The 12,335-nt window shown below is 35.8% G+C and carries 13 protein-coding genes; 8 read left to right on the plus strand and 5 right to left on the minus strand.

Annotated features, from left to right (window positions below; genetic code table 11):
• Positions 1 to 163: 163 nt before the first annotated feature.
• The 4 genes from NSA57_RS15255 to mgtA form a co-directional block, all read right to left on the minus strand.
• Positions 164 to 475 (minus strand): DUF3784 domain-containing protein, encoded by a 312-nt coding sequence (locus NSA57_RS15255; protein WP_257465311.1) that lies wholly within the window; start codon positions 473 to 475, stop codon positions 164 to 166.
• A gap of 15 nt (positions 476 to 490) precedes the next feature.
• A complete protein-coding gene (locus NSA57_RS15260; protein WP_227164722.1) occupies positions 491 to 730 on the minus strand; it encodes a conjugal transfer protein in 240 nt (79 codons plus the stop codon).
• Positions 731 to 897: 167 nt separating this feature from the next.
• On the minus strand, positions 898 to 1,401 hold the full coding sequence (locus tag NSA57_RS15265; protein ID WP_257465328.1) for a winged helix-turn-helix domain-containing protein: 504 nt from the start codon (positions 1,399 to 1,401) through the stop codon (positions 898 to 900).
• A gap of 14 nt (positions 1,402 to 1,415) precedes the next feature.
• Positions 1,416 to 4,079, minus strand: coding sequence for a magnesium-translocating P-type ATPase (gene mgtA / locus NSA57_RS15270; RefSeq protein ID WP_257465312.1), 2,664 nt, complete (start codon positions 4,077 to 4,079; stop codon positions 1,416 to 1,418).
• Between the two features lie 180 nt (positions 4,080 to 4,259).
• Between mgtA and NSA57_RS15275 the strand changes: the two genes are divergently transcribed.
• The 8 genes from NSA57_RS15275 (at position 4,260) to NSA57_RS15310 (ending at position 11,798) form a co-directional block, all read left to right on the plus strand.
• Positions 4,260 to 4,499, plus strand: coding sequence for a flagellar export protein FliJ (locus NSA57_RS15275; protein ID WP_117576858.1), 240 nt, complete (start codon positions 4,260 to 4,262; stop codon positions 4,497 to 4,499).
• A 262-nt stretch (positions 4,500 to 4,761) separates the two neighbouring features.
• Positions 4,762 to 5,280: an RNA polymerase sigma factor gene (locus NSA57_RS15280; protein ID WP_257465313.1), complete on the plus strand. Its 519-nt coding sequence runs from the start codon at positions 4,762 to 4,764 to the stop codon at positions 5,278 to 5,280.
• Positions 5,270 to 6,040, plus strand: a complete 771-nt coding sequence (locus tag NSA57_RS15285) for a hypothetical protein (RefSeq protein WP_257465314.1) — start codon at positions 5,270 to 5,272, stop codon at positions 6,038 to 6,040. The genes NSA57_RS15280 and NSA57_RS15285 overlap by 11 nt, the downstream gene beginning before the upstream one ends.
• A complete protein-coding gene (locus NSA57_RS15290) occupies positions 6,012 to 6,899 on the plus strand; it encodes an ABC transporter ATP-binding protein (RefSeq protein ID WP_257465315.1) in 888 nt (295 codons plus the stop codon). The genes NSA57_RS15285 and NSA57_RS15290 overlap by 29 nt, the downstream gene beginning before the upstream one ends.
• The gene (locus NSA57_RS15295) at positions 6,899 to 8,134 is read left to right on the plus strand and encodes an ABC transporter permease (RefSeq protein ID WP_257465316.1); all 1,236 of its coding nucleotides are present in this window, start codon (positions 6,899 to 6,901) and stop codon (positions 8,132 to 8,134) included. The genes NSA57_RS15290 and NSA57_RS15295 overlap by 1 nt, the downstream gene beginning before the upstream one ends.
• 77 nt (positions 8,135 to 8,211) lie before the next feature.
• The gene (locus NSA57_RS15300; protein ID WP_257465317.1) at positions 8,212 to 9,990 is read left to right on the plus strand and encodes an ABC transporter ATP-binding protein; all 1,779 of its coding nucleotides are present in this window, start codon (positions 8,212 to 8,214) and stop codon (positions 9,988 to 9,990) included.
• Positions 9,977 to 11,524, plus strand: a complete 1,548-nt coding sequence (locus NSA57_RS15305) for a radical SAM protein (protein WP_257465318.1) — start codon at positions 9,977 to 9,979, stop codon at positions 11,522 to 11,524. The genes NSA57_RS15300 and NSA57_RS15305 overlap by 14 nt, the downstream gene beginning before the upstream one ends.
• A 64-nt stretch (positions 11,525 to 11,588) precedes the next feature.
• Positions 11,589 to 11,798, plus strand: a complete 210-nt coding sequence (locus NSA57_RS15310; protein WP_118014659.1) for a putative bacteriocin precursor — start codon at positions 11,589 to 11,591, stop codon at positions 11,796 to 11,798.
• Between the two features lie 113 nt (positions 11,799 to 11,911).
• Here NSA57_RS15310 and NSA57_RS15315 read toward each other — a convergent pair whose 3' ends face one another.
• Positions 11,912 to 12,328, minus strand: coding sequence for a hypothetical protein (locus NSA57_RS15315; RefSeq protein ID WP_257465319.1), 417 nt, complete (start codon positions 12,326 to 12,328; stop codon positions 11,912 to 11,914).
• Between the last annotated feature and the right edge of the window lie 7 nt (positions 12,329 to 12,335).

Consider the following 12,335-nt stretch of genomic DNA (forward strand, 5'->3'; position numbering starts at 1 on the left):
GTCTTACCTCCTTGAATTTTTGTAGGGGCAAGGAAGATTCTATGAGGGACACGGAATCTGTGGACACTCATACAATATTCTCTGCCTTCGTGGACTGCCTTCAGAGTCCATGTCTTTCACCTCACAATCTTTAAAAGCTATCTATGTAAAACCGCAATGGGAATTACGGTCTGCGGTATCGGTTGCTTTTTTCGATATACCAGACATCTAAGCCGGCAAGTATCATCCATACAATCATTGCAGATACAAACCAGTGGTTTGAAAATAAGGGCAAAAATCCTTTTACCAGAAAGATGACACCGTTTAAGGCAATGATTCCTCCGATATTGCGGCAAAGAGGGATAATTCGGAGTTTATCCTTCTCTTTTTGCGGCATATTTTTCCATAGGGAAAGATGAAGGTAGCCTTTTCCAAAGGCAAACCAAAGACCGGCAAGGGTAAATAGGATTCCAAAAAAAATGCAGGTAAAGTCCATTGTCTGATCCTCCTTTTAGTGATAGAAGCGGTTGCTTCGTTTTGTTAGTTTCAAAAGTTTGGTGATAAGTACAATCATGGTGGTAGCAAGAATAACCCAGACCACAGCACTTACCTGATACCAAAACTGAAAGATAATCATTCTATATCCAGAAAAATGCCAGCCCAGATAGCTGCATAGGATTGTAAATATGGGGTAGGGAGCAAAAAGGATTGCTCCTTTCAAATCTTTTCGTTTTCGCTTCAATTGCAACACCTCCCAATTGGTATGAATCATTACCGTATTTGTGGATACGTTTCTTTGACCACGAAAAGTATATAAAAAACAGCAGGGGAATCCTATGGCTAAAGTCTTGCGATTTTCTTGCGATTTGGCAAGAAAATAGACGGGCTGGAACCTAAAATGGTCTCAGTCCGCCTTTTTCATAACTCATCATTAAATTTGTAACCAATCCCCCAGATCGTTAAAATGTATGTGGGAGAATCCGGGGCAGGTTCAATCTTTTTTCGCAGTTTCCGGATAAAGGCCATGATGTTACTGTTATCCAAAAGATAATCCTCCTCCCATACTGCACGATAAATCTGCTCTTTTGTAAATACTTCTCCACGATTCTTAGCAAGAAAATATAAAATATCGAATTCCTTTGGTGTCAGGCTGATTTCAGAACCTTTCATCAGGACTTTCCGGCTCCTTGGATGAATCTCCAGATCACCGATCAGAAGTTCATCCGTGTGTACGCCAATAGCCACCTCTGTATCTTCTAAGGCTCCTAATAACAGCGAGGATACTTCTCCGCTTATCATGTCCTGAATACCGGAAAGAAGCTCTTTTGTATAAGCACTTTCCGGCGGTTCTTTTAATAATTTTTCCAAGAGCCAGATTTCAAGGGCATGATCCATGGGAATATAACTGATATTCTTTTTCATCATGAACGCCTCCTTTAAATCAACTCTTGATATTTGTTCTTATAAAAATATTTGGTTACGGAACTTAGCAGCATATAGAAAAATGCCACAAGCAGCAAAAAGGCAAAATACCAAAGCGGTAATTTTGTCAGTCCAAACAGTGATGCCCCGCTGGTAAAAGTAAGGGCTGTAAAAGCAAGAATCCCCACCAAAGTGATAGAGATGACCGGTGCAGATGCCCTGCTTTGGAGAAACGGAATTTTGGCAGTACGCAGGAAATGCAGGATCAAAACCTGTGTCCACATGGACTCCAAAAACCAGCCTGTCTGGAATAAAGCAGCGTACTGAAGTTTCAGGGAAGGGTCGGTAAGCTGCAGGTAAGTTGCCCCTCCGCACAGTGCAGGGCATAGGAAATAATACAAAAACAGGAAAGTCACAATATCAAACAGGGAACTGATCGGTCCGAAAGAAAGCATAAACTGCTTCAGTGTCTTGCCGGACCAGTCTCTTGGGGACAGTATTTCCTCCTCATCTACATTGTCCCAGGGAAGTACGATACACAGCGTATCATATAACAGATTCAGAAGCAGGATCTGAATGGAGGTCATAGGAAGAAACGGTAAAAAGGCACTGGCACAAATGATGGAAAAAATATTTCCAAAGTTGGAACTTGCAGTGATTTTAATATACTTCAGCATATTGGTAAAAGTTTTTCGCCCTTCCAGGACACCCTGCTCCAATACATTTAAGTCTTTTTGCAGCAGTACAACATCAGCAGCATCTTTTGCAGCGTCCACTGCTGTATCTACAGAAATCCCCACATTTGCCTCATTTAGTGCCGGGATGTCGTTGACCCCATCTCCAAGAAAGCCAACGGTATGACCATTCTCTTTGAGTGCAGAAACCAGACGCACTTTCTGACCGGGAGTAAGCTCTGCAAAAACATGGGTTTCTTCTACCACCTTTTTCAGTTCACAGTCTGTCATCTCATCCAGTTGGGTGCCGGTCAGGATATGCTCCGCCGAGATTCCAACCCGGCGGCAGACGGAGAGTGCAATGGCTGCCTGGTCTCCGGTCAGGATCTTCGGGATTACTTTTAATCTCTTCAGTGCTGTTACGGATTCGCTTGCCGTCTGTTTTGGGGCATCAAAGAAAGACAGATAACCAACCAAAGTCATATCCTTTTCGTCGTCAGGTGTGATTTCCTTTCGTGTTCCCACATGTTTCCGAGCCACAGCAATAACCTTCATCCCATCCTGCAGCATTTCCCCTACCACAGAAAATACGCTTTGTCTGGCATCTTTCTCCATGGGAAGTCGTGTTCCCCGATATTCTACATGACTGCATCGGGAAAGGATGTGTGCAATATCCCCTTTCATAATCAGATGGCTGTTTCCGGTACTGTCCTGCACAAGGGTACTGACAAACTTACGGGTATAGTCAAAGGGAATTTCATCTTCCTTCTGATATTCTGTTAGAAGCTTGGCATAATGGATTTCTCTGCCTGGCATGGATTTACAGGCAAGAATGGCATTGTCAATGGGATTACGGACGCCGGAATGATAGGAACTGTTCAGATAAGCCAGATCCAGGACTTCTGTATTTTCATTGCCCAGGATATCCATATAATATTCCAGCAGGATACTTTCATTGGTCAGTGTTCCTGTTTTATCCATACAAAGCACATCCATGCTTCCAAAGCTCTGCATGGCGTTCAGATCTTTGATGATGGTCTGTTTTTTACCCATGGCAAGGCTTCCTTTTGCAAGGCAGGCGGTGATGACCATGGGGAGCATTTCCGGCATCAGCCCTACCGCTACAGACAGTGCGAATGCAAAGGATTCCAGCCATTTTCCACCTGTGATTCCCAATATAAGAAATACAATGGGAACCAGAACTGCCATAAACCGGATCATGACCCAGGCAATGGAATTGGCTCCTTTTTGAAAAGAATTTTTATCTTCGGAATCCGGTTTGGTAAATCCTCCGTACAGCGTATCCGTTCCTACGGCTAGCACAATGCCTTCCCCTTTTCCGCTGATAACTGTGGTCGCCATAAACGCAAGATTTTCCAATTGTGTTATGGGTTCCTGTTCTTTGTAACAAAGTGTACGGCAGCTTTTTTCCAAAATGGCGCTTTCTCCAGTGATAGCGGCCTGGGAAATGAATAGATCGGTTACTTTTGTCAGCCGGATGTCCGCAGGAACACGATCACCAGCAGAAAACAGAACCAGATCGCCTACCACTAATTCTTCACCAGGGATTTCCCGTAGTTCCCCATTCCGTCTTACGGTAACCTTTTCGTGAATCAAACGGTCAAGCTGTGCGGCGGTGCTTTTCGCCCGCAGTTCCTGAATTAAACGGATGATACCGCTGATTACGATCATGGAAAAAATGATAAGGGCAGTAGTAGCGTTCCGTGTAAAATTAGAGGCCATAAAAACATCCGTAACGAGAGAAACAATACCTAAAATAAATAGAATCACATGAAATGGATTAATAAACGCTCGCCGCAATCGCTGGATGGTGGTATCCGTTTTACGTTCCTGAAAACTGTTTTTACCATATCTTTCCCGCATTGCATCCACTTGTTCTTTGGATAGCCCAAGGGAAGATGTACCAAGATCCCGGCAGATTTCTGGCGGCTTACAGTAAGCGTATTTTTTGATACGGCTGTCAAATAGTGTTGCTTTCGACAAAAATAGGTCCTCCTTTCTCAGTATGAGTAAGAATATTTTAACATAGAGTTGTGAAAATAACAGATTTATATTCTTGCTTTTTTCTTGCGATTCAATGGAGGGATTTATTCTAAACGCTACGACCTTTTCAGAACATGTAAAATGTGGTAGAATGAGGAAAAATTATTAGGAGGATGCATTATGGCAAGACGAAAAAAACTGGAAAACACATCTTTGGAAGAGCAACTGGAGTATGTGGAGCAGGAGATTCGTACAAAAGAGTCCGATTTGAAGGAACTGCGTCATAAAGCAAAAGAGATTCGAAAAAAGATAGAAGAGAAACAGAAGGATGAAATATTTAGTGCATTGCTTGCTTCCGGAAAAACTGTTGAAGAAGTAATGATGTATTTGAAATCCGGTAATGAAGAAAAGGCTGAATAAGGTAAATGAGAAATGCCGTTACGGGTGGTGAACTTGTAACGGTATTTTTATGAAAAAAATATTGATTTTTACTAAGAAACAATCACTTGAGTTTAAAATATCTTGGGACTTTGAAGTGATTTTTAGAAGTTAATTTGAAGAATTATTTTTGAATTTTTAATTTAATAATAATAATGTTTAATAAAATTTGTTTTTTTTGTTTGGATAATCGTTATACATTATATAGAGAAAAAAGTAGTAGATACATTTTAGGAGAAGATTTGTGTTTGAAGAGAAAAAAATTCGAGATCTGCTTTTGGATGAAGAAAAAGTAGAGGATTTGGTACGGAAATATTATTCCGATATATATAAATATTGTTTTTTTCACCTTGGAAATAAAGAAACAGCACAAGATATTACGCAAGATGTTTTTTTGAAATTTTTAAAAAGTCTTGATACATATCGTGAATATGGAAAATTAAAAAATTATTTGTATGTAGTGGCAAAGAACACAATAAAAGATTTTTTTCGGAAAAGATATGAAACAATAGATGAATTAGAAACAGAAATTTCTTGTGATGGAGGATTAGATAATGTTCCATTGCAGATTGATATATGGCGAGAAATACAGAAGTTAGATCCATTAGATAAAGAGTTGATTATTCTACGATATTATCAAGATCTCAAAGTGAAGGATATTGCACAAATTGTAAATATGCCACCTTCTACTGTGGGATATAAAATTAAAAGAATAGAAAAATTATTAAAGATCAGATTGGGAGAACTGAAATATGAAAGATAGGGAACTGAAAGGAAAATTGCAACAACTACATATACCAAAATATGACGAACATAAATTAGAAAAAGTCATTTCGGAAGCGAAAAACATAGATTTTTTTCCAGGAAATCAAAGGATGACAAATACTGAATTCTTTTTCAACCAAGTAGGGTTTATCAGTAAAAAAGTGTGGGGGTTAAAGATAATTTTTTCACTTTTCATATTGTATTTGTTCATAGCAGAGGATATTAACATTAATAATTGGATGTGGACTTTACTAGCAATCGCGGGACCTATTTTATGCCTATTTAATGCGAAAGAAATATGTAATGTATTTCAAGCCGGAATGCTTGAAATACAAATAGCTGCAAAACATTCATTTAGTAAAGTTTTAATGATACGTTTAATTGCTTTCGGTATTTTTGATCTATTTTTTTTGATTTGTAGTGCTACATTACTATCGATTGTAAAGGAAACAGTAATATGGCAGATTATTCTATATGGAACAGTCCCTTATGTAATAATGTGTTTTGGATGTATGTATATTTTAAATAAATGTCATGAAGAAAATATCTTACTATATTCAACGACCTGGGGAATATGTTTGAGTAGCAGCATTGTTATATTGAAAATATCAGGAGTGGAATTATTTGCGACATGTTATTTTGCTATTTGGTTAGTATTTGGAGTAATTGCAGTTAGCGGTGTTGGAGTGGAAATAAAGCAGTTGTTGAAAAAAACAGGAGGGAATTTGAATGAGATTAGTAATGGAACATTTATCTAAGCAATTTAAAAATAAAATTGCTGTTGAAAACATAGATACAGAACTTAGAGAAGGCGTGTATGGCTTTTTAGGAGCTAACGGTGCAGGGAAGACAACCTTAATGCAGATGATTTGTGGAATTATTGAGCCGACCGCAGGTGAAGTGAAAATTAACGGCGAAAATAATATACAGATGGGAGAACGATTTAGAGATATGCTAGGTTACTTGCCGCAAGAATTTGGATATACTCCTGGTTTTACGGCTAAAGATTTTATGTTATACATTGCGTCCATTAAAGGATTGCCTCCTAGATTTGCAAAAAGGAAAACAAAAGAACTGTTGAAACTTGTGAATTTAGAAAAAGATGCAGATAGAAAAATTAGGACTTTTTCAGGAGGAATGAAAAGACGACTTGGTATTGCACAAGCATTATTGAATGATCCTAAAATATTGATTTTGGATGAACCGACAGCAGGTCTGGATCCTAAAGAACGTGCTTATTTTAGAAATATTATTGCGGAAATGTCAAAGGATAAAATTATTATTATATCTACGCATATTGTGTCTGATATAGAGTATATTTCAGATCAAGTATTGATTATGAAAAAAGGAAAGTTTATTTTACAGGGTTCAGCCGAGGAATTGCTGAAAGAAGTAAAAAATGAGGTATGGTCGTGTAGAGTACCCAATAATCAATGGAGTAATTTTGAAAGAACACATTGTGTTGCTAATTCGCATGCAATGAAAGAAGTTATAGAAGCAAGGGTCATTTCGGTGTCATCTCCGATAGAAGGCGCAATAACTGTAGAACCAACTTTGGAGGATTTATATTTAAAATTTTTTTCTGATGAGATACAAGAAGAAGGAGCGTGCATTTAATGAGTGGGATGATCAAATATGAATGGAAAAAAATATGGAAGAGTAGATTGGCTCAATTATCTATAATTGGTTGCGGATTGTTTTTAGTGTTTTGCGTCTGGTCCAGTATTATGCAAATAAGTGCGACAAATGAAAAAGGTGAAAATTTTTCGGGAATGAGTGCCGTAGAAGTGATGAAGGATACGCAGAAGAAAATAGAATTAACACAGGAAAATGTTGATGAAATAGTAAGACAATATTTAAAGTACACTTCAGATCCTAATACAAATTCAGAAAGCGAAACATATCATTATTTGTCAGAAGAGGTATATAGAACATTTTACCTTCCGAACAGAGATTTATTGAGCTTGATTACTAATGTATATAGGGAACCGGGAAGCGGTAGCAGTATGAAAGAAGTTCTGGAAGAAAATGTTGGGAAAGATTTTCGGGAAGCACAAATAAAAAGAGACAACACATATATAGATTTGAAAAAAGAGCAGGGGCGATTAACGTCTAGTGAAGCAAATTATTGGAAAGAAAAGACGGGAAATTTGCAGGAATATCAATATGGTTATCACAAAGGCTGGAGTATGATTTTAGATACATTAACGTGGCCTGTGCTAATAATGATGATAATATGTATAGGAATTGCACCGATATTTGCCGGTGAATATCAGTCTAAATGTGACTCATTAATTTTATGTATGAAATATGGAAAAAGTAAGTTGATTTTTGCAAAGACTGTATCAGGATGGCTATATGCAACATGTGTTTACTGGGGAATAACATTGATTTATTCAAGTGTTTATATGATCTTTTTAGGGACACAAGGTGCAGATTTACCTATTCAATTAAAGTATCCAGCTATGTCTGTTGGATATAATCTTACAATGGGAGAAGCAGTAGGAATAGCATTATTGCTGGGATATTTCTTTACATTAGGAATTATGGGAATAACACTTTTTATGTCTGCTTTATTGAAAAATACTTATGCGGTTATTATTGTTGCATTTTTGCTGATTATAATTCCGACATTTTTATCACCTGATACAGGAGGATATGCATGGAGTCATGTATTATCTTTATTACCACCTAAAATAGCAGATTTTTCGTTCCAGTCATATACGTCATATAGCATAGGAAATATAGTATTGAGTTGGCCGATTATGGCAATTTTGATAAATGCAATAGTGGCAGTAATCTGTTCAGTTCTGGGATATATTGTTTTCCGGAAACATCAAGTAAATAAATAGCAAAGTTTTCAGTGGAGAGGCCTCTCCACTGTGTCTAGGAATACTCCCTAGACACAGTGATATAAGGATGTGAGGGATTGAAAAAAGAAAAAAATTATGTGATAAAGAACACTATATATTGTATAAAATACATTTGGAAAATTGATCGTAAATACATTTTATTAATGATAGTAATATCTATACTTACAAGTTTATTTAATATTATTAATCTAAGCATTTTAAGATATATAACAGAAACTATTGCGATGCAAGAAATGAGATATTTCTTGATGATTATAGGTGTAATGTTGCTGTTGTCAGTAGTGATTGCAATTATAAATGGAAGTGCAAGTTATTTATACGAACCATTATTACAAAACCGTATTATTGAAAAAATTCAGGGCGATATTTATGCAAAAGCAAAAACATTTAATTTGGAAGAATATGATAATGAAGAATTCTATGATTTGTATTATTTTGTGGCTGAGAACGGGAAAATTGGTATATTGAATGCCATTACTTTAACTACAGGGATACTTACTAGTTTAATGAGTGTTATAGGGATAAGTAGTATTATACTTCAGTATGACTTTCTGGTTATTTCTTGTGCGTTCATAGGTGTAGGAATATCCTGCATGTGTTCCATAAGAATGAAAAATCTTCAATATAAATTTAAGATTGAATCAATTCCTTATAACAGAGAAATAAATTATATACATCGAATATTTTATCTTCATGAATATATTAAAGAGATTATCACATTTAGCAATAGTAGAGTTTTTGAAAAAAAATATCAGGCTGCGTGGAGTGGAATGAATAAAATAACAAATAAATGGGGAAAACGAATTCGTATGCAGTACATAAGCATTATGCTAATTGACTCCATTACAGAAATATTTATTCTCATTTATTTAGGATATAATACAATATTTGGGAAAATACCTATCGGAGAATTTATTGTTTTATATACAGGTATCCAGCAGATGATTCAACAGATGAAGGCAGCCATTGCAAGTGTTCCAGAAATATATTCAAATGCATTAGACTTAGAAAAGTATTTTGAATTTATGAACAGAAGAACCAGAGAAGGGAAAGAAGAAGTAAATACGATTGAGAAAATCTGTTTTGAAAATGTGAATTTCTCATATGGGGATAGTAATAAGGATATTTTACATAATATCAATTTTTCTATTGGAAGGAACAATAAAAGAATTGCACTTGTAGGTAAGAATGGATCTGGAAAATCAACAATTATAAAGTTGCTGCTAGGGTTTTACGAAGGATATAGTGGGAACATTTATGTTAACGACAGTGAATTACGTGATTTATCTAAAAAGGATTATAGAAATAGACTTTCTATTCTGTATCAGGATTTTCGATTGTTTTCTATGACGGTGAACCAGAATGTTTCTATGGAATATGAGAATGAAGAAGAACAAGTAGATGGATTGTTAAAAACAGTAAATGTGTATGAGAAAATTAAAAATTTGCCATTAAAAAATCAAACTGTTTTGTCTAAAGAGTTTGATAAAGCAGGAATTTATTTGTCGGGAGGTGAACAGCAGAAAATAGGACTTGCTAGAACTTTATTTAGAACAGCAGATTTAGTAATCTTAGATGAACCTTTTAGTAGCATGGATCATATATCTGCGAATAAAATACTAAAAGAAATGGAAACAACATATCCGGATAAGATGATGATTTTAATAACACATGATTTACATGATTTGTCAGGTATGGATAAGATTTTAGTATTAGATGAGGGGCAAATAGTAGAAGAAGGAACAGAGAAAGAATTGATACTGAAGAAGGGAAAGTTTTTCCAAATGTGGAGAAGAGATCATACAAAGGAGGATGTGGAAAATGAACAATTATAAGGTTTATGAGCAGTTTTTTTCAAAAGTAGTTGAAGACGGGAATTATAGAAGGAGAGGAAAAGTATTTCAAACCAGAAATCGTTTTTACTATTATGATACTGGAACAGGAAAAGTATTTGAATGTGAGAAGGTTGTGTATGAGGTTTTGAAAAAACTTCAAGATACAAATGAATTTGGACGATTAAAAGAACTGGAGTTGAGCGAAAAAGAAATAGAAAGTGCATTAAAGCAAATTATGGAAAGTGTAAATAATGAGAATATTTTGAAAGCTCCATTGTTAGAAACCTTTTCTGGAGAACAAGTGACAGATTTAAAGAAGAGTTTGGAAAATAAATTGGGACAAATTACCTTTGAAGTAACACAGAAATGTAACTTGCGATGCGATTATTGCATATATCAGGAGGAAAATCCAAAGTTTCGGGATTTTTCACAACATGGAGATATGTCCTTTGAAATCGCAAAAAAGGTTATAGATTATTCATTAGATAAAATGAAAGATGAATTCTATATTACTTTTTATGGAGGGGAACCACTGCTTAATTTTAAATTGATCAAACAATGTATTGAGTATGTGAAATCCCTAAATTTGAGCAATACCATTATGTACTCGATGACGACAAATTTGACTTTGATGACTAAAGAAATAGCAGATTATTTAGCAGGAGTACCTAACTTTACTGTAGTTTGTAGCATTGATGGAAACAAAGAGTTACATGACGAACATCGTAAAGGTCCAGATGGAAGCGGAAGCTTTGAACGTGCTATGGAGGGATTAAAAAATCTTCGTAATGCTTATGGAGATAGGGACGAAAATATTATTGTAAATATGGTAATTACTCCACCGTATACAAGAGAACGCTTCGATAAGATTCAAGGATTCATTGAGGAATGTCCTTATATAAATGAAAGAAATACAATTATGTTTAGTTATGCAGATAATGGAAAGCGACATGATATAGACGAACTGAGAAGGAGAGAAAAAATAGAAAATAATATTCAATTTATGGAACGATACAATCCGATTCAATGTTGGTCTATTGAGAAATTCCAAGATATAGAAGAACCAAATAGGATTTTTACGTGGGGAAGTATGTTAAAAGGTTTATTAAAAATACAAAAAAGAGGATTATCAGATACACCAATGAAAAAATACTATTTTAATGGATGCTGCATACCAGGTGGAAGACGCTTATATATAACGGTTGATGGTGAATATCATATCTGTGAAAGAATTGGTGAAGCTCCAAATATCGGAAATGTTATGGATGGAATTAATATTCCTAGAATACAAGAAAAATATATTGATGAATATATAGAACAGTCACGAAAATATTGTCAAAATTGCTGGGCAGCTCATTTATGTGGCATATGCTATGCGTCTTGTTATGACGAAAATGGCTTAGATATGGATACAAAGAAAATTCGTTGTATCAGTGAAAAGTTTGGAATTGAAAACCAGTTGATTCAATACCACGAAATTTTAGAAAGAAATCCTAAATTATTAATTCCTTTAAATGAAATGGAATTGGATTAGATATAAGGATATCAGATTTACTGATTATCTTTGTATAAAAATACAAAAGAAAGGAGGAGATTGCATGAAACTCACAAATCCTGTAGGAAGAAATGTATCATTAAATGCTGATAATGATATCAATCCTAGAGCGTGTATGTGCCGTAATGGTTTTGCACTTTCTAGTGCGTTAGGTGACAGTGATAACTGCAGCAACTGCGGTTGCAACTGCTGGCCTTGGAATCATGGTTCTAATGCTTCCACAGCAAGTAACGCAGACAGAGCAAGCGTGTAAATTAGCATGATACAGGTAGAAGGGTGTCGCAAAGTTATCAAATTAGATGATTGAGCGACACCTTCTTCTGATATATTTAGAAAAAAATCTGGTTCTTCGAGGAAAGATTTTTATTAAGGGGATGATAATTCCTCATAGGCAAGTAAATCCGGAGGAACCTTTTCTTCACCCGAAAGGTTTGCTACATTCCGAAAATATAGGCGATAATAATGTCCAGATAAAAGGCGGATATTTTTATCGAATGTAAAGTGATATTCTTTCTGGTCAGTGGACCGGAAAATAATTTTCTGTTTCTTGGTAAGTGGGCTGACTTCACGTTTTGTACAGGTTCCAGTTAATTCGGTATAGTCATGCATCTTGATGGTATGTAGCAGACTCACAATTCGTATGGCAGTTCCAACACCGATGCAAAGACTCATGAGGAGAAATATCTGGTCATCTGTTACAAATCCGTAAATACATCCAAATAAGGCACAGAAAAAGCCGATTGCCCCATGGACAATCAGCTTATTAAGAAATGGTTTTGGCATAATTTGC

This window comes from Blautia caecimuris, from assembly GCF_024622975.1.
GTDB lineage: Bacteria > Bacillota > Clostridia > Lachnospirales > Lachnospiraceae > Blautia_A > Blautia_A caecimuris.

Coding starts and splice junctions, on each gene's coding strand:
- NSA57_RS15255 (WP_257465311.1), bottom strand. CDS start 475: ATGGACTTTACCTGCATTTTTTTTGGAATCCTATTTACCCTTGCCGGT.
- NSA57_RS15265 (WP_257465328.1), bottom strand. CDS start 1,401: ATGAAAAAGAATATCAGTTATATTCCCATGGATCATGCCCTTGAAATC.
- NSA57_RS15275 (WP_117576858.1), top strand. CDS start 4,260: ATGGCAAGACGAAAAAAACTGGAAAACACATCTTTGGAAGAGCAACTG.
- NSA57_RS15285 (WP_257465314.1), top strand. CDS start 5,270: ATGAAAGATAGGGAACTGAAAGGAAAATTGCAACAACTACATATACCA.
- NSA57_RS15290 (WP_257465315.1), top strand. CDS start 6,012: ATGAGATTAGTAATGGAACATTTATCTAAGCAATTTAAAAATAAAATT.
- NSA57_RS15295 (WP_257465316.1), top strand. CDS start 6,899: ATGAGTGGGATGATCAAATATGAATGGAAAAAAATATGGAAGAGTAGA.
- NSA57_RS15305 (WP_257465318.1), top strand. CDS start 9,977: ATGAACAATTATAAGGTTTATGAGCAGTTTTTTTCAAAAGTAGTTGAA.
- NSA57_RS15310 (WP_118014659.1), top strand. CDS start 11,589: ATGAAACTCACAAATCCTGTAGGAAGAAATGTATCATTAAATGCTGAT.
- NSA57_RS15315 (WP_257465319.1), bottom strand. CDS start 12,328: ATGCCAAAACCATTTCTTAATAAGCTGATTGTCCATGGGGCAATCGGC.